Origin of the sequence: Actinomadura madurae, from assembly GCF_900115095.1 — a bacterium.
Lineage (GTDB): Bacteria > Actinomycetota > Actinomycetes > Streptosporangiales > Streptosporangiaceae > Spirillospora > Spirillospora madurae.
In genome coordinates this window covers 351,656-368,932 of sequence record NZ_FOVH01000007.1, presented here as the reverse complement: position 1 = coordinate 368,932, position 17,277 = coordinate 351,656, and the positions used below count along the sequence as shown (strand labels likewise).

Genomic DNA, 17,277 nt, shown 5'->3' with positions numbered 1-17,277 from the left:
GTAGGGTTCTGGGCAGGCGATGGCAATGGGAGGAAGCCGGTGCGAATCCGGCGCGGTCCCGCCACTGTGACCGGGGAGCGAACCCCGCTTGAGGCCACTGTCCGCACGGACGGGAAGGCCGGGGCGAGCATCGATCCGGGAGCCAGGAGACTCCTGCCGTCGCGACACCCGCGACCGGGGCGAGGACCCCAGGGGGAGGAACGGCCGTGTCCGCTGGCACCGTGCTGCTGCTGTCGACGTCCGACACCGATCTGCTGAGCGCTCGCGCGTCCGGAGCCGACTACCGGCTGGGCAACCCGGCGCGGCTCGCCGTGGACGATCTGCCCGGGCTGGTCGAGGGAACGGCTCTTGTCGTGGTGCGCCTGCTCGGCGGGCGGCGGGCGTGGGAGGACGGGCTCGACGCCCTGCTCGCGGGGCCCCGGCCGGTCGTCGTCCTCGGCGGCGAGCAGGCCCCCGACGCGGAACTGATGGAACTGTCGACGGTGTCCGGCGGCGTCTGCGCCGAGGCGCACGCCTACCTCGCCCACGGCGGTCCCGCCAACCTCGCCGAATTGCACGCGTTCCTGTCGGACACGGTGCTGCTGACCGGACGCGGGTTCGCGCCGCCGCGGCCGGCGCCCGCCTGGGGACGGGTCGAGCGCGAGACCCGCGGTGGTGACGGGCCCGTGATCGGCGTGCTCTACTACCGCGCCCACCACATGGCCGGGAACACCGACTTCGTCGAGGCCCTGTGCGACGCCGTCGAGGACGCCGGCGGGCGGGCGCTTCCCGTGTTCTGCTCGTCGCTCCGCACGGCGGAGCCCGCACTGCTCGACACGCTCCGGGAGGCGGACGCGCTGGTCGTGACCGTCCTCGCGGCGGGCGGGACCAGGCCCGCGACGGCCGGGGCCGGGGGCGACGACGAGGCGTGGGACGTGGGCGCCCTGGCCGCGCTGGACGTCCCGATCCTCCAGGGGCTCTGCCTCACGACGAGCCGCGCCGAGTGGGAGGCGAGCGACGACGGCCTGTCCCCGCTGGACGCCGCGTCGCAGGTCGCGATCCCCGAGTTCGACGGGCGGATCATCACCGTCCCGTTCTCGTTCAAGGAGACCGGCGAGGACGGCCTCACCGTCTACCGGGCCGATCCGGAGCGGGCCGCGCGGGTCGCCGGGATCGCCGTCCGGCACGGGCGCCTGCGGCACACCCCGCCCGCCGAGCGGCGCGTCGTGGTGATGCTGTCGGCGTACCCGACGAAGCACTCCCGCGTGGGCAACGCCGTCGGACTCGACACCCCGGCGAGCACCGTGCGGCTGCTGGCGCGGCTCGACGAGGCCGGCTACGACCTCGGCGAGGGCTTCCCCGGCGTCCGGGAGCAGGACGGCGACGCGCTCGTCCACGCGCTCATCGCGGCCGGCGGGCAGGACGAGGACTGGCTCACCGAAGAGCAACTCGCGGGCAATCCGGTCCGCATCTCGGCGGCGTCCTACGAGCGCTGGTACCGCACCCTCCCGGAGGTGCTCCGGGGCGAGACGGAGCTGCACTGGGGCGCGCCTCCCGGGCAGCTGTTCGTCCAGGACGGCGACATCGTGCTCGCCGCCCTCCGCGCCGGGAACGTCGTCGTCATGGTGCAGCCGCCGCGCGGCTTCGGGCAGAACCCCATCGCGATCTACCACGATCCCGACCTGCCGCCGAGCCACCACTACCTGGCCGCGTACCGGTGGCTGGCGGACGAGTTCGGCGCGCACGCGATCGTCCACGTCGGCAAGCACGGCAACCTGGAGTGGCTGCCCGGCAAGGCGGCGGGCATGTCCGCGTCGTGCGGCACCGACGCCGCGCTCGGCGACGTCCCGCTGATCTACCCGTTCCTCGTCAACGACCCGGGGGAGGGGACGCAGGCCAAGCGCCGGGCGCACGCCGTCCTCGTCGACCACATGGTCCCGCCGATGGCCCGCGCCGAGACTTACGGCGACATCGCCCGCCTCGAACAGCTCCTCGACGAGCACGCGACCATCGCCGCGATGGACCCGGCGAAGCTGCCCGCGATCCGCGCGCAGATCTGGACGCTCATCCAGGCCGCGCGACTCGACCACGACCTCGGGCTGGACGACCGTCCCCACGACACCGAGTTCGACGACTTCATCCTGCACGTGGACGGGTGGCTGTGCGAGGTGAAGGACGCGCAGATCCGCGACGGCCTGCACGTCCTCGGCGAGGCACCGGAGGGCGCGGCCCGCGTCGACCTGGTCCTGGCCATGCTCCGCGCCCGCCAGGTGTGGTCGGGACGCGAGACGCTCCCCGGCCTGCGCGAGGCGCTCGGCCTCAGCGAGGACGGCGGCGAGGCCCTCGGTGACGTCGACGCGGCCGAGGCCGCCGCCCGCGATCTCGTCCAGGCCATGGAGGACGCCGGCTGGTCCGTGGACGCAGCCGCCCGCGTCGCCGAAGGCCTCCCGGAGGGCCGCCGCGAACCCGTGACCCGCGTGCTGGAGTTCGCCGCGTCCGAGGTCGTCCCGCGCCTCGCCCGGACGCCCGACGAGCTCGACCACGTCCTGCACGCGCTGGACGGCGGCTACGTCCCGGCGGGCCCGAGCGGGTCGCCGCTGCGCGGGCTCGTCAACGTCCTGCCGACCGGGCGGAACTTCTACTCGGTGGACCCGCGCGCCGTCCCGAGCCGGCTCGCCTGGGAGACGGGGCAGGCGATGGCCGCCTCGCTGCTGGACCGCTACCGCGCCGACCACGGCGAATGGCCGCGCTCGGTCGGCCTGTCGGTGTGGGGGACGAGCGCGATGCGCACGGCGGGCGACGACGTCGCCGAGGTGCTGGCCCTGCTCGGCGTCCGCCCGGAATGGGACGAGGCGTCCCGCCGCGTCACCGCGCTGGAGCCGATCCCGGTCGCCGAGCTGGGCCGGCCGCGCATCGACGTGACCGTCCGCATCAGCGGCTTCTTCCGGGACGCGTTCCCGCACGTCGTCGCGATGCTGGACGACGCCGTCCGCCTCGTCGCCGGGCTCGACGAGCCCGAGACCGACAACCACGTCCGGGCCCATGTCCGGGCCGACATCGCCCAGCACGGGGACGACCGGCGGGCCACGCTGCGCGTCTTCGGGTCCGCGCCGGGCGCCTACGGGGCCGGGCTGCTCCCGCTCATCGACAGCCGCAACTGGCGCGACGACGCCGACCTCGCCGAGGTGTACGCGGTGTGGGGCGGCCACGCCTACGGGCGCGGCCTCGACGGCGTCCCCGCCCGCGCCGACATGGAGAGCGCCTACCGGCGGATCGCCGTCGCGGCCAAGAACATCGACACCCGCGAGCACGACATCGCCGACTCCGACGACTACTTCCAGTACCACGGCGGCATGATCGCGACCGTCCGCGCGCTGACCGGCCGGGCCCCGGAGGCCTACGTCGGGGACAGCACCCGCCCGGACGCCGTCCGCACCCGGACCCTGTCGCAGGAGACCGCGCGGATCTTCCGGGCCCGCGTCGTCAACCCGCGCTGGCTCGCCGCCATGCGGCGGCACGGGTACAAGGGCGCGTTCGAGCTGGCCGCGACCGTCGACTACCTGTTCGGCTACGACGCGACCACCGGCGTCATGGCGGACTGGATGTACGACCGGCTCACCGCCGCCTACGTCCTGGACGAGGAGAACCGCGCGTTCATGGAGGAGTCGAACCCCTGGGCGCTGCACGGCATCGCCGAGCGGCTCCTGGAGGCGGCCGAGCGCGGCATGTGGGAGCACCCCGACCCGGAGATCCTCCAGGGTCTCCAGGAGGTCTACCTCAAGGCCGAGGGCGACCTGGAGGACGACACCAGCCGCTGAGCCGCCTCCGGATGTCCGGCCCAGTGCAGGTGCAGGTAGGACGCGGTGACGCGGTCGTCCCCGAACCCGTCGGACCCGTCCCGCCACCGGAACAGCGGTGCCGCGCCGGTGGACAGCGCCGTCCGGTGGAACTCGTGCCCCCGGAACCGCTCGCCCGGACGGGTCAGCGGCGACTCCGCCACCGCGACCGCCTCCCGGTACCCGAGCGTCAGCCGGGACGTCATCGCCGCCCGTCCCGGCACCCGCCCGCACATCGGCAGCCCGTCGAGCTCCTCGCACAGGTACAGCAGCCCGGCGCACTCGGCGGCGACCGGCCCGGCGAACGCGGCGACCTCCGCGAGCATCGGCGCGTTCGCGGCGAGGTCGGCGGCGTGCACCTCGGGGAAGCCGCCGCCGATGACGAGCGCGCCCGTCCCGTCCGGGAGGCCCTCGTCGCGCAGCGGATCGAAGACGGCGACCTCGGCGCCCGCCGCGCGCAGCAGTTCCACGTGCTCCGCATAGGAGAAGGTGAACGCCGGCCCGCCCGCCACCGCGACGACCGGGCCGCCCTTCACCGGGACGACCTCGCCGGCCGGGTCCCACGCCGTCCCCGCGAGCGGGGGAGCGGTGCCCGCCAGCCGGAGCAGCGCGTCCAGATCGCAGGAGCGGCCGACCAGCTCACCGAGCCGCTCCACCGCCCGCACGGCCGCCGGCCCCCGCTCCGCCGCCGGGATCAGCCCCAGGTGCCGGGACGGCGTGACCACCGCGTCGTCCCGCCGGATCGCGCCGAGCACCGGCACGCCCGCCGCCTCCAGCGCGCTCCGGCACAGCTCCTCGTGCCGGTCGGAGCCGACCCGGTTCAGGATCACGCCGCCGATCCGCACGCCCGGCTCGAACGTCGCGAACCCGTGCACGACCGCCGCCACCGACCGGCTCTGCCGCGCCGCGTCGACCACCAGCACCACGGGCGCCGCGAGCAGCTCCGCGACGTGCGCCGTGGACGCGAACCCGGTGTCGCCGCGCCCGTCGAACAGGCCCATCACCCCCTCGACGACCGCCACGTCGCACCCGGCCGCACCGTGCAGGAACAGCGGCCCGACCCGGTCTTCCCCGGTCAGCCAGGGATCGAGGTTGCGGCCCGGCCGCCCCGCCGCGAGCGCGTGGTAGCCGGGGTCGATGTAGTCGGGGCCGACCTTGTGCGGCGACACCTTCAGCCCGCGCGCCCGCAGCGCCGCGATCAGCCCCGTCGCGACCGTCGTCTTCCCCGACCCCGACGAGGGAGCGGCGACGACCAGCCGGGGGATCACCACTCGATGCCCCGCTGGCCCTTCTGCCCGGCGTCCATCGGATGCCGGACCTTGCCCATCTCCGTCACCAGGTCGGCGGCCTCGACGAGCCGGCCCGGGGCGTCCCGGCCGGTGACGACGACGTGCTGGTTCCCGGGACGCCCGGCCAGCGCGGCGACCACGTCGTCCAGGTCGATCCAGCCCCACTTGAGCGGGTAGGTGAACTCGTCCAGCACGTAGAAGCGGTACGTCTCGGCGGCCAGGTCCCGCTTGATCTGCTCCCAGCCCTCCCGCGCGTCCGCCGCGTGGTCCGCCTCGGTGCCGGGCCGCCGGATCCACGACCAGCCCTCGCCCATCTTGTGCCAGGAGACCGGACCGCCCTCGCCGCTCTCGCCCAGTACCCGCAGCGCCCGCTCCTCGCCGATGCGCCACTTCGCCGACTTCACGAACTGGAACACCCCGACCGGCCAGCCCTGGTTCCACGCCCGCAGTGCCATCCCGAACGCGGCCGTCGACTTGCCCTTCCCCGGCCCGGTGTGGACGATCAGCAGCGGCCGGTTGCGGCGCTGCCGGGTGGTCAGGCCGTCGTCGGGGACGGACACGGGCTTTCCCCGGGGCATCTCAGGCCGCCTTCCTGTGATCGCGGACGGCCCCGCCGAGGTCGTCCAGCGGGACGAGCCGAGCCCCGAGCCGCACCGCCAGCCGCCCCGCGAGGCCGAGCCGCACCGGGCCTGACTCGCAGTCCACGACGATCCCCGCCGTGCCCGCCAGCAGCCCCGCCGCCCGGTCCACGTCGCCGCCCGCGGTGGCCCGGCCGTCCGTGACGACCACCAGCAGCGGGCGCCGCGCCGGGTCCCGCAGCCGCTCGGCGCGCAGGACCTCGGCCGCCCGGACGAGCCCGGCGGCCAGCGGCGTGCGCCCGCCGGTCGGCAGCGTCCGCAGCCGCGCCGCCCCCGCCTCGACCGACGACGTCGGGGGCAGGACCAGCTCGGCCGTCCGGCCCCGGAACGTGATCAGGCCGACCTTGTCCCGGCGCTGGTAGGCGTCCAGCAGGAGGCTGAGGACGGCCGTCTTCACCGTCGTCATGCGGCGGCGGGCCGCCATCGACCCGCTGGCGTCCACGACGAACAGCACGAGGTTGCCCTCGCGCCCCTCCCGGACCGCCTCCCGCAGGTCGTCCGCCCGCAGCACGAGGCCCGCGCCGTCCCGGCCGCGCGCCCGCTGGTGCGGCGCGGCGGCCAGCAGCGTCGCGACCACGTGCGGGTCGCGAACCCGCGCGTCCGGGCGCCGCGCCCCGGTGACCCGCCCCCGAGGCGTCCGCGCCCGCGATCGCCTCCCCGCGATCCCCTCACCAACCCCCGGAATCTCCAACAACGGCACCGCATACGGCGCCATGACCACCGCAACCCGCTCGCCCCCATTCGCGCCGCTCGTCCCATCCGCGGCCCCCTCACCCGACACGCCGCCCTCACCCGGCGCCGCGCCCCGCTCCGAGCCGTCACCCCCCGAATCACCGCCGCCCCACACGCCGTCGTCGCCCCACGCGGGGTTGTCCCTCCACGCGGGGTCGTTTCTCAAGGTGGGGTCGTTCCTCCGCGTGGCGTCCTGTCCCTGCGCGGGATCCTTGCCTCGTGAGGTGTCGCCCTCCTGTGTGGTGCCGTTTCCCTGGGCGGTGTCGCTCTCCTGCGTGGGGGCGTTCTCTTGCTCGGGTTCGTTTCCCGGCGGGGTGTCGCTTTCTGGTGCGGGGCCGTCGGGTGGTGGGTCGTCGTCGGGTGACGTGCTGTTCAGGAGTTCGTCGAGCAGGGACTCGTCCAGGCCGGGTGCGTCGAACGGGTCGCGGCGGCGCCGGTGCGGGAGCGACAGCCGGGCCGCCGCGCGCACGTCGTCGGCCGTCACCACGTCCCGTCCGAGCCAGGCGGCGTGCGCGAGGGCGGCGTTGGCCGTGACCAGGTCGGCGCGCAGCCCGTCGACCTCGAACCCGGCGCACACCGCCGCGATCTGTTCGAGGCGCCGGTCCGGGAGCCGGACGCCCTCCAGCCGCTCCCGCGCGGCGCCGATGCGCCCGGCGAGGGCGGCCTCCGCGTCCGCCCACCGTGCGGCGAACGCGGCGGGGTCCGCCTCGAACGCCAGCCGCCGCCGGACGACCTCGGCGCGTTCCTTCGGATCCCTGGACGCGCTCACCTCGACGGTCAGCCCGAACCGGTCGAGGAGCTGGGGACGCAGCTCGCCCTCCTCCGGGTTCATCGTGCCCACCAGGAGGAACCGGGCGGCGTGCCGGACCGACACCGACTCGCGCTCGACGTAGCAGGTGCCGAGGGCGGCGGCGTCCAGCAGCAGGTCCACCAGGTGGTCGTGCAGCAGGTTCACCTCGTCGACGTACAGGACGCCCCGGTGCGCCGCCGCGAGCAGCCCCGGCTCGAACGCCTTCACCCCCTCCGTCAGGGCCCGCTCGACGTCCAGCGACCCGGCGAGCCGGTCCTCGGACGCGCCGACCGGCAGCTCCACCAGCGCGGACGGCCGCCGCTCGGCGGGTCCGCCCGCCTCGTGCGGCCCGTCCGGGCAGGACGGGTCCGGCGCCGCCGGGTCGCACGCGAACCGGCAGCCCGCCACGGTGTCCACGGCGGGCAGCTGCGCGGCCAGCGCCCGCACGATCGTCGACTTGGCGGTGCCCTTCTCGCCCCGCACCAGCACGCCGCCCACCCGCGGTGAGACGGCGTTCAGCAGCAGCGCCAGCTTCAGGTCGTCCAGCCCGACGACGGCGCTGAACGGATAGGTGGCGTTCACTCCGAGACCTTCCGGTTGACGTGCGCGACCCGCCAGCCGTCCCGGGCGGCGGTCAGCCTTGTGGTGGACAGCGGCGCGAGATCGATCCGGTCGGCCGCGAGGACGCCGATGCCGAGCGCGTGGGCGAGCGCGGCCCGGATGACGCCCGCGTCGCAGACGGCGACGCCGGACGGCCCGGTGCCGAGCCACGCGCCGACCCGCGCCGCGAGGTCCGCCCGGCTCTCGCCGCCGTGCGGGGCGGCGTGCGGGTCCGCCAGCCAGGACGCGAGCGCGTCCGGCTCGCGGGCGGCCACCCGCGCGTAGGCGGTGCCCGCCCACCGGCCGTGGTCGGCCTCGGCGAGGGCCGCCTCGGCGCGGGCGTCGAGCCCGAGCGCGGCGCACGTCTCCCGGGCGGCCGGCGCGGGGGACGTCCAGCACGCGCCGTCCGGCAGCCGCCCGGCGAGCGCCCGCGCCCTGGCCAGCGCGGACGGGTCGGCGGCGGCGCCGGCGGGGAAGCGGGCCTCCCGCATCCCCGCCGACGTCGCGTGCCGGACGAACAGCACCCCGTTCAGGCGGGCCCGCTCACGCCGGGGCCGGCGCGGGACGCGCGGCCCGGTCGCAGAACCATCCGAAGAGCGTGCCGAACGACGCCCAGAACACCAGTTGCGTCCCGAGCGAGGTGATGCGGAACCGCCACAGCAGCGTGGCCGGGAAACCGTCCGGCACCTCGTCGACCCCCGGGAGCAGCAGCGACGCCACGACCACCGGGACGAGGAACGCGAGCACGGCCGCGGGCCAGCGCGCCCACGGCCCGCCCGGCACGCGCCGCGCCGTGGTCACCGCGATGGCGGCCGAGAGCAGCCCGACCCCGATCATCGCCAGGTACAGCACGGTCCGGCTGTTGATCGTTTCCGGGTCGCCCACCGCCGGCGGGTTCGCCGGGTACTTGAGGAACGGGACGAGGATGACGGCGGCGAAGGCGGTCCCGGCGGCGGCGAGCGCGAGCCCGCCGTCCGACCGCGGGCCGACACGCCCCCGCAGGGCCGCGAACACGAGCGCGAACACGCCGCCGGCGGCGAGCCCGTAGAGCCCGGTGGCGAGGAACAGCCCGGCCTTCTGCGTGCCCCGGCTCACCTCTTCGCCGTGCTCGTGGGCCGCCCCGGCGCCGTGTTCGTGGACGGCGCCGCCGTGCTCGTGCGCGGCGGCGGCGTTCTCCAGCGCGATCGCCTCGTCGATCCGGGGTTCACCGGCCGTGAAGGCGAAGACGCCCGCGACGAGACCGGCCAGCAGGCCCAGCAGCAGGCCCCTGACCAGCAGGGTGCGCACCATGTCAGTGGCAGGGCACGCCGAGCAGGTGCCGCCCGTCGTGCATCAGCTCGTGGAGGTAGCCGCCGGTCTGCGACACGGCGCCGTTGTCCATCAGGACGAGGTAGCCGAGCAGCAGCAGCACGGGGACCGCGAGCAGCCAGGGAACGATTCGGTGAAGGGGGATGGTGCGAGCGGGCATGCTGCGTGCGGACGCAGTGCTCACGGTGCCTCCGTAGGGGATCTAGCGCGTCCCGGACAATGAGGTCGCGATCACCCGAGCGACCTGGCTCCCGGGATCCGCGTCCCGGATACAGTGGCGCGTCCGCACCGGCATCTCACCGGATTTCCCTCGGGCGACCGTGAATCAGCCGAACCGTACGGCGCCGTGGACACCGCTGTCAATGTCGTCCACTGTCGATGTCGTCCACCCTGACCGATACCGCGATTGTGGTCATGACGCTCCGTTCACCTACCATGACGGCTTCGGTGCTTCGTGTCCCCTCGCTCCCGAAACACGATGACGATGGAGTCGTACATGATCAGCCAAGACACCGGGCGGCCCGCGTCGCTCGACGACGTCAAGGGGTGGTTCCCCAAGGTCGACCAGCTGCTCTTCACCTGGTTCCTGGAACGCCAGGAACGCATGGGGCAGCGGGGCGACCTCGTGGAGCTCGGCTCCTACCTCGGCAAGAGCGCCATCCTCATGGGGCGGCACCTGCGCGAGGGCGAGACCTTCACGGTGTGCGACCTGTTCGACTCCGACGCACCGGACGACTCCAACCAGGCGGAGATGGAGGGCTCGTACTCCACCCTGACCCGCAGGGGGTTCGAGTCCAACTACCGCGCGTTCCACGATGAGCTCCCGGAGATCATCCAAGGCCCCACGTCGCTCATCCTCGACCACGTCCAGCCCGAGACCTGCCGGTTCGTGCACGTGGACGCGTCCCACCTGTACGAGCACGTGAACGGCGACATCCGGGCCGCGCACGTCATGCTCCCCTCCGGCGGGCTCATCGTGTGCGACGACTACCGGTCCGAGCACACCCCCGGCGTCTCCGCCGCGGTCTGGGAGGCGGTGGCCGTCGACGGGCTTCGCCCGATCTGCGTGACGACCCAGAAGCTCTACGGCACCTGGGGCGACTCCGCCACCGTCCAGGACGAGCTCCTGGAGTGGCTGCGCGGCCGGGAGGACGTCTGGCACGAGGTCCAGGAGGTCGCCGGGCGGCCGCTCGTCCGCATCAAGGGCAAGGCGGCGAAGAAGAAGAACGATGGCGCCAAGCTGAAGGAGCGGCTCGCCCAGGCCGAGCAGCGGCTGGCCCGCACGGAGGAGAAGCTGGCCCGCGCCAGGCACGAGCTGGAAGCCGTCCGCGGCTCGGTCAGCTTCAAGGTCGGCCGGAAGCTGACCGCCCTCCCGCGGGCCGTGCGCGGCGGCCGCGAACCGTAGAGCGGGATCCGGGCTCCGCGTCGATAGAACGCGTTCTAGTATCGGACGCATGCGACACGGCATCGTGCTCTTCACCAGTGACAGGGGCATCACGCCCGCCGCCGCCGCGAAGGCCGCAGAGGAGAACGGGTTCCACACCTTCTACGTGCCCGAGCACACGCACATCCCGGTCAAGCGCGATGCGGCGCATCCGGGCACGGGTGACGAGACGCTGCCCGACGACCGCTACATGCGCACGCTGGACCCGTGGGTCTCGCTGGCGTCCGCGGTCACCGTCACGTCCACGATCCGGCTCGCGACCGCGGTGGCGCTGCCGGTGGAGTCGGACCCGATCACGCTCGCCAAGGCCATCGCCACGCTCGACCACCTGTCCGGCGGGCGCGTCACGGTCGGCGCCGGGTTCGGGTGGAACACCGACGAACTCGCCGACCACCACGTCCCCGCGGGCAAGCGCCGGACGGTGCTGCGCGAGTACGTCGAGGCGATGCGCGCGCTGTGGACCGAGGAGCAGGCGTCCTACGCCGGGGAGTTCGTCTCGTTCGGCCCGTCCTGGGCCTGGCCCAAGCCCGTCCAGCCGCACATCCCGCTGCTGATCGGCGCGGGCGGCGGGCCGAAGACGTTCGCCTGGATCGCCGCCCACGCCGACGGCTGGATCACCACCCCGATCGAGCGCGACATCCTGCCCAAGGCCGCCGAGTTCCAGGCGGCCTGGAGCGACGCGGGGCGGACCGGCCGGCCGGAGATCTCCGTCCTGGCCGCGATGCGCCCCTCGCCCGAGGACATCGCGGCATGGGAGGAGGCCGGCGTCACCGAGATCATGTGGGGTCTGCCGGACAAGCCCGCCGACGAGGTCGTCGCCTTCCTCGGCCGGCACGCCCGGCGCCTCGGCCTCTGACCTCCGGCGTCTCTGGAGCCCCGGGAAGGGAGCACTTTCCCTCCTGTTGAGGGAACTGGTCAAACCCAGTCGAAGCAAGAATTACAAACTTCAACCAAATTGCTCAGGCTTGGCCCGACTCGTCCTCGCCGGGGCTCACCCTGCGTCCGACACCGGCATAGCACCATTGGCGGTCGGCCCGGAGTGGAACGGTCGAACCCGGGTCCGGACGCCACATCGACAAAGTGGTGAGTCCCGGATCGACGAGTTCGAAGCCGTCGAACAGGCGCGCGATCTCCGCGCGGGCGCGCAGGGTGATCTGATACGTGGCCTTTTCGTATACCGCGCCCGCGTCCCGGACCCGGCTGTCGGTGTCGAAGTCGCCGGTCACGTGCGACACGGCCAGGTAGCTCCCGGGGACGACCGCGTCGCGCAGTCGCGCCACGATGCCGGGCGGGTCGTCGTGGTCGCCGATGAAGTGGAGCACCGCCAGCATCAGCACCGCGACCGGCCGGTCGAAGTCGATGAGCGCGTTCAGCTCCGGATCCTCCAGGATCTCGCCGGGCCGCCGGGCGTCGCCCTGGATGACCGTCACCTCCGGTGTGGCGGCCAGCAGCGCCCGCCCGTGGGCCAGCACGACCGGCTCCCGGTCGACGTAGACGACGCGGGCGTCGGGCGCGACCTGGTGGGCGATCTCGTGCACGTTGCCCTGGGTGGGCAGCCCCGAGCCGATGTCGATGAACTGGCGGATGCCGGACTCGGCCAGGAAACGCACCGCGCGCCGCAGGAAGGCGCGGTTCTCGCGCGCCATGAACGGCGTGTCCGGAGCATGCCGGACCACCTCTTCCACGGCCTCCCGGTCGGCGGCATAGTTGTCCTTGCCGCCGAGGAGGTAGTCGTACATTCGCGGGACGTTCGGCGTATTCACATCGATGCCGTCCATCATCTCCTCCCGGCCTCTCGTGGGCGGATCGTGTCCGGCTTCGGACTTATCGCGATTCGTCCCCCAACATGTAAGCATTGTGATCAACTCGGGTACAACCGAAGCCGAGATCTGTACGCGGGAGCGCAAATGCCAGGCGACGCCAGCACAGCATCGCAAATCCCCGGACCGCCCACCGAGGACGACGGCGGCGCCGCCATCGCGGCCGCCGGCGGGCTGCACAACTACCAGCTCGAACTGCACGGCGAGTACGGGCCGGTGGTGCGCTTCCCGCTGCCCGGCGCGGGCCTGGCGGTGTCGGTCGCCGACCCCGTCCTGCTGGAGGCCACCGCGAAGATCGACAAGCGTCCGGAGAAGCTCTTCGAGTTCCTGGCGCCCCTCCAGGAGTCGGGCAACCTCCAGACGATCCCGGCGGCCGAGCACGGCCCGTGGCGGCGGGTGATGCTGTCGGTGCTGGCCGGTCGCCCCTCGCACGAGGCTCATTTCGCACAGTTCACCGCGCTGGCGACCGGCATGGCCGACCGGTGGTCGGCGCGGGCGGCCGCCGGCCCGATCGCCCTCCAGAAGGACCTCAGCGAGCTGTCCCTGAGCATGATCTGCCAGTACGCGCTCGGCAGCGGCCTGGGGTCCGAGGAGTCCGCCGGACGGGTCGTGTCCGCGTTCGAGACCGTCCTCACCCACTACATGGGCCAGGCGGACGCGTCCGGTGGCGAGGAGGCCCGCCGGGCCGAGGAGGCCCTGGCCTACCTGCGCGCGACCACCGACGAGGTGCTCGCCGCGCACCGCGGGCGGGACGACGCGGACCGCAGCGACCTGATCGCCGCCCTGGCCGCCGCCGGCGAGTCCCCGGCGCGGATCCGCGACACCGTCCTGATGACCATGCTGGCCGCCCACCACACCACCGGCGTCGCCATCTCGTGGACTCTGTACCTCCTGGCCCGGCACCCGGACGCGGCGGAGCGCGCCACCGCCGAGGTGGACGAGGTCCTCGGCGACCGTCCCGCCCCGGACTACGGCGACCTCCGGAAGCTCGCCCGTCTGGACGCGGTCGTCAAGGAGGCCATGCGGCTCTACCCGCCGGGCCCCTACGGCGCGCGGGAGGCCACCGAGGACCTCCGGCTCGGCGAGTACACCGTCCCGGCGGGCACGACGATCTTCTATCCGTTCTGGGCCGTGCACATGAACCCCGAGTACTGGCCCGACCCGGAACGGTTCGACCCCGGCCGGTTCACCCCGGAGGCGTCCGCCGGACGCCCCCGCCTCGCCTACATCCCGTTCGGGCTCGGCCCGCGCAGCTGCGAGGGCGCGGCCCTGGCCATGGTCGAGGCCGAGCTCGTCCTGGCCATTCTGCTCAAGCGCTTCCGCTTCGAGCTCGCGCCCGGCCAGACGATCACCCCGATCGAGCGCTTCGTCCTCTGGGCCGCCGACGACATCCGGATGAACCTCACTCCCCGGTGAGGGCCGGGCCCGCTAGGCTCGCCGCCCGTGACGATCGATGGCTGGTGGGGCCTCATCGAGCGGGCCCGCGCCGAGGTGGGCGACCGTGCCGATGACCGGAACCCGCCCGATGACCCGCTGCCCGGCGCGCTGACGGACCTCCTCACCGGGCTGGAGGCGGCGCAGATCATCGACTTCTATGCCAAGGCGATCGAGGTGACCGACACCGCGTACCGGCAGCCGCTGTGGAACGCCGCCTATCTCATCGAGGGGGGCTGCGGGGACGACGGCTTCATGGACTTCCGCGACGGGCTGATCCTGCTCGGGCGAGAGACGTTCACGCGGGCCGTGGCCGACCCCGACTCCCTGGCGGGAGTGCCCGTGGTCGTCCGGATGAGCCGCGACGAGGGCGGCTGGATCGGCTTCGAGTCGCTGAGCCGCCCGGTCACGGACGCCTACCGGAGGGTGCGGGGCGAGACCGGCTCCCTCGACGCGGCCATGGAGACGGCCGTGCGCGGGATGACGCGTCCCGCGGAGCCGGCCGGGGAGAGCTGGGACGTCGAGGACGACGACGAGACGCGGCGGCACCTCCCGCGTCTCGCGGGGCTCTTCGTCGGCTGAACGCGCCGCCGTCACCGTCGCGTAGGTGCCGGTCCGGCCCGCGCCGTGCAGAGCCCTCGCCGCGGGGTAGAGGTGACGCATGATCGCAGAGGAAGGTTCCGGTGACCGTCCCGCGGACCGCCATCTCAGGCCGCGGGGAGCCGGTGACGACGCCGTGGCCGCGGCCGGCCGCGTGACGGAGGCGCTGGAGACCACGGAGTGCGCGCGGGGTCACCTGTACGCGTTCCATCAGCTGACCGGCCGGGCGGACGGGCAACTGGACGAGGCCGTGGAGCTCCTGCGCGCCGCGGGCCACGGCGACCTGGCGGGCCGGGTCGCCGAGGAGCTGATCGGCCGCAACGTCCTGCGGGGCCGCTGGACGTTCCAGCTCGTGGAGGAGTACGACGAGGGCTACTACCAGGCGTTCCACCGGCTGGAGGGCGAGGTGCGCGCCCGCCTCACGGGAGGCCGGCGGCACGTCCAGGAGGCCGAGATGAAGGAGCGGCGGCGGACGCGCGGCCTGCCGGAGCACGCCGCCGCGCCGGAAGGCGAGACCGGCCCGCCGCGGTGATTCGGCCAGGTCGGACCGGGTAGGCCACGCCCGTCGGCCCGGCGGAGGCCGGGCACCCACGCGACGGTATCGGGGGGCGCCGTGCGAGTACGGTGGCGGCGGCGCGCGCGGGCGGCGCGCTGGCCCGCGGGCATGGGCATCGCCCTGTGGCGGTGGCTGCGGAACTCCCGCCGGGTGCCGCGGGGACGGCTCCGCACCGGGGCCGTGTCGGAGATCAGGCGGATCCCGCGCCGCGGCGGGGACCGGATCCAGGCCCCGCGGCAGGGCACCGGGCCGGTCTACCAGCGGCGCTACACGGTCCGCGTCTCGGGCTGCCGGCTGACCGCGGCCGAGCTGATCGAGCGCCTCGGCGAGGATCTCAACGCGGCCTCGCCGGTCGAGGTCGCCGTCTTCGACAAGACCGTCGGGGCCTCCCGGCCGCTGGAGGCCGGGGACGAGTACGTGGTCCACATGCCGGGGCCGTGGAACTGCCCGGTCCGGGTGGTGGAGCGGACGCCGGAGTCGTTCCGGTTCGCGACGCTGCAGGGCCACCTGGAGGCGGGGGAGATCGAGTTCCGGGCCCGGGACCTCCCGGACGGCGACGTCGTCTTCACGATCGAGTCCTGGGCGCGCAGCGCCGACCGGTTGGGGAAGGCGCTCTACGTGGGCCTGGGCATCGCCAAGGAGATGCAGCTGCACATGTGGACGCACTTCTGCGCCCGGGTCGCCGAGCTGTCGGGCGGCCGCATGATCGGTGACGTGGACGTCCGGACCGAGCGGGCGGACGTCTCGGGTCCGGGGCGCCCGCAACGGCTCGTCGCCGGCGCGGTCACCGCCGCGTTCGCCCGCCCCTTCGCCCTGGCGGCACGGCTGCGCGACCGGCCGCTGCATCCCCGGGGCCTGGTGTTCGACGCCACCCTGACCCTGCACGGGACGTCCCGGTACTGGGGCGTCCCGTTCCTCGACGACCACACCGAGCTGCGCGGCCGCGCACGGCTCTCCCGAGCGGCCGGCCTGCCTCCCCTGCTCCCGGACGTACTGGGCCTGGCGCTCCGATGGCGGCAGCCACAGTCAGAAGACGCGGAGCTGCTGCTGGCGACGACCGGACGGACCCGGCTGGGCCGCCACCTGCTCCGACCCGCGACCAGGTGGAGCCCGGCGTTCTACGGTTCCCTGCTCGCGTATCGCGCCGGCGACCGCCGGGTCCTGCTGGGCGCCGTGGCGCGACGAGGCTCGGACGTTCCCGCCGATCTCGTCTCCCTGGCGCGCGCCCTGGACGAGCGGCCGCTGCTGCTGGACCTGGTGGCGGCCACCGAGTTCGGCCGCTGGGAGCGGTTCGGCGAACTGCGGATCCAGGGGCCCGCACTGGACGACGGCGAGCCGATGCGCTTCAACCCCGTCCTCAACCCCATATGGGGACTGCCTCCCGCGGGGCTTCTCCAGCAGGCGCGCGGCGTCACCTACACCGCCGTGCAGAACGCGGCCCGCCGTGCCGGGCATGGACGCCCGGAGCGGTCGCGCCCGCCGGAGAGGACCCGATGAGGACGAGGACCCGCGTCGAGCGGCGGATGCGCCGGCGCCACGCCGGCCTGCACCGGCTTCCCCTCAACTTCGACCCGGACCGGCACGACATGAACCGCCCGGAGCGGGGCTGGCACCTCGACGACTTCCGGCAGCCGCTGCCGCCGGAGCCGCCCGGCCCGCCGGTCGAGGGAGGGAGCTGGGAGATCGCCCGCCACCTGGTCCGGAATTACGAGTACGCCGACCCGGGCATCATCCGGGAGATCTGCCGCTCGGGACCTCCGGAGCCGGGCCGCGACATGCTGCTCGAAGGCCGGTTCTACGGGCTGCGCTTCTACCTCGGCCTCCGCGTCGGAGGCGTCGTCGACGGGGTCGTCGACGTGGACGGCCGCCGCGCACGGGTGTGGGGCTGGAACTACCGGACGCTGCAGGGCCACCTCGAACGCGGCCAGATGGACCAGGAAGTGCGCAAGTGGCTCGACACGGGGGAGGTGGAGTTCCACGTCCACGGCTTCTCGCAGCGGGCGTCCATCCCGAACCCGATCGTGCGTCTCGGCTTCGTCCTCTTCGGCCGCGCGACACAGCTCAGGTTCTACAGGCGAGCGTGCCGCCGCATGGAGACCCTCACCGCCGCCGCCCTCAAAGCAGAACCCGCAGACCGGGCATGATGCAGTCCACCCCGAGAAGGCCGCCTTCCGCGGCCTCCCCCGCATCGAGCGGTCAATACGCCTAGACGGCGCTCACCTGCACAAGCGGTGAAGCGGATCTGAAAGCG

General features: G+C 74.1%; 15 protein-coding genes and 1 riboswitch. Of the genes, 8 read left to right on the top strand and 7 right to left on the bottom strand.

Annotation, left to right across the window (positions count from 1 at the left end; all coding sequences use genetic code 11):
• Nucleotides 1-29 precede the first annotated feature (29 nt).
• Nucleotides 30-153, top strand: a riboswitch (cobalamin riboswitch).
• Nucleotides 154-206: 53 nt separating this feature from the next.
• A complete protein-coding gene (cobN, locus tag BM339_RS21815; RefSeq protein WP_021597720.1) occupies nucleotides 207-3,797 on the top strand; it encodes a cobaltochelatase subunit CobN in 3,591 nt (1,196 codons plus the stop codon).
• On the opposite strand, the gene BM339_RS21810 is transcribed toward cobN, so the two are convergent.
• Genes BM339_RS21810 through BM339_RS21785 form a run of 6 tightly spaced genes read right to left on the bottom strand, consistent with a single transcriptional unit; the run spans nucleotide 3,752 to nucleotide 9,356 of the window.
• Entirely contained in the window at nucleotides 3,752-5,083 is a 1,332-nt protein-coding gene (locus tag BM339_RS21810; RefSeq protein ID WP_256255410.1) for a cobyrinic acid a,c-diamide synthase CobB, read from the bottom strand. The genes cobN and BM339_RS21810 overlap by 46 nt on opposite strands.
• On the bottom strand, nucleotides 5,080-5,682 hold the full coding sequence (cobO, locus tag BM339_RS21805) for a cob(I)yrinic acid a,c-diamide adenosyltransferase (RefSeq protein ID WP_021597718.1): 603 nt from the start codon (nucleotides 5,680-5,682) through the stop codon (nucleotides 5,080-5,082). The genes BM339_RS21810 and cobO overlap by 4 nt, the downstream gene beginning before the upstream one ends.
• Before the next feature lies 1 nt (nucleotide 5,683).
• Nucleotides 5,684-7,846 (bottom strand): VWA domain-containing protein, encoded by a 2,163-nt coding sequence (locus BM339_RS21800; RefSeq protein WP_075022024.1) that lies wholly within the window; start codon nucleotides 7,844-7,846, stop codon nucleotides 5,684-5,686.
• Nucleotides 7,843-8,388, bottom strand: coding sequence for a histidine phosphatase family protein (locus tag BM339_RS21795; RefSeq protein ID WP_024935930.1), 546 nt, complete (start codon nucleotides 8,386-8,388; stop codon nucleotides 7,843-7,845). The genes BM339_RS21800 and BM339_RS21795 overlap by 4 nt, the downstream gene beginning before the upstream one ends.
• Nucleotides 8,389-8,407: 19 nt before the next feature.
• Nucleotides 8,408-9,154: a CbtA family protein gene (locus BM339_RS21790; RefSeq protein ID WP_024935931.1), complete on the bottom strand. Its 747-nt coding sequence runs from the start codon at nucleotides 9,152-9,154 to the stop codon at nucleotides 8,408-8,410.
• A gap of 1 nt (nucleotide 9,155) precedes the next feature.
• Entirely contained in the window at nucleotides 9,156-9,356 is a 201-nt protein-coding gene (locus BM339_RS21785) for a CbtB domain-containing protein (protein WP_024935932.1), read from the bottom strand.
• A gap of 312 nt (nucleotides 9,357-9,668) precedes the next feature.
• On the opposite strand from BM339_RS21785, the gene BM339_RS21780 reads away from it, so the two are divergent.
• Both BM339_RS21780 and BM339_RS21775 read left to right on the top strand, forming a co-directional pair.
• Nucleotides 9,669-10,577 (top strand): class I SAM-dependent methyltransferase, encoded by a 909-nt coding sequence (locus BM339_RS21780; RefSeq protein WP_021595802.1) that lies wholly within the window; start codon nucleotides 9,669-9,671, stop codon nucleotides 10,575-10,577.
• Between the two features lie 49 nt (nucleotides 10,578-10,626).
• The gene (locus tag BM339_RS21775) at nucleotides 10,627-11,472 is read left to right on the top strand and encodes an LLM class F420-dependent oxidoreductase (RefSeq protein WP_021595801.1); all 846 of its coding nucleotides are present in this window, start codon (nucleotides 10,627-10,629) and stop codon (nucleotides 11,470-11,472) included.
• A gap of 103 nt (nucleotides 11,473-11,575) precedes the next feature.
• Here BM339_RS21775 and BM339_RS21770 read toward each other — a convergent pair whose 3' ends face one another.
• On the bottom strand, nucleotides 11,576-12,394 hold the full coding sequence (locus BM339_RS21770; protein ID WP_033332864.1) for an SAM-dependent methyltransferase: 819 nt from the start codon (nucleotides 12,392-12,394) through the stop codon (nucleotides 11,576-11,578).
• Nucleotides 12,395-12,523: 129 nt separating this feature from the next.
• On the opposite strand from BM339_RS21770, the gene BM339_RS21765 reads away from it, so the two are divergent.
• The 5 genes from BM339_RS21765 to BM339_RS21745 all read left to right on the top strand — a co-directional run bounded on the left by BM339_RS21765 (nucleotide 12,524) and on the right by BM339_RS21745 (nucleotide 17,170).
• On the top strand, nucleotides 12,524-13,852 hold the full coding sequence (locus tag BM339_RS21765) for a cytochrome P450 (RefSeq protein WP_021595799.1): 1,329 nt from the start codon (nucleotides 12,524-12,526) through the stop codon (nucleotides 13,850-13,852).
• Between the two features lie 27 nt (nucleotides 13,853-13,879).
• Nucleotides 13,880-14,452 (top strand): DUF4240 domain-containing protein, encoded by a 573-nt coding sequence (locus tag BM339_RS21760; protein ID WP_075022022.1) that lies wholly within the window; start codon nucleotides 13,880-13,882, stop codon nucleotides 14,450-14,452.
• Nucleotides 14,453-14,531: 79 nt separating this feature from the next.
• Nucleotides 14,532-15,002, top strand: coding sequence for a hypothetical protein (locus tag BM339_RS21755; RefSeq protein WP_021595797.1), 471 nt, complete (start codon nucleotides 14,532-14,534; stop codon nucleotides 15,000-15,002).
• Nucleotides 15,003-15,083: 81 nt separating this feature from the next.
• Nucleotides 15,084-16,523, top strand: coding sequence for a DUF1990 family protein (locus BM339_RS21750; RefSeq protein ID WP_075022021.1), 1,440 nt, complete (start codon nucleotides 15,084-15,086; stop codon nucleotides 16,521-16,523).
• Nucleotides 16,520-17,170 (top strand): DUF1990 family protein, encoded by a 651-nt coding sequence (locus tag BM339_RS21745; RefSeq protein ID WP_021595795.1) that lies wholly within the window; start codon nucleotides 16,520-16,522, stop codon nucleotides 17,168-17,170. The genes BM339_RS21750 and BM339_RS21745 overlap by 4 nt, the downstream gene beginning before the upstream one ends.
• Nucleotides 17,171-17,277 lie beyond the last annotated feature (107 nt).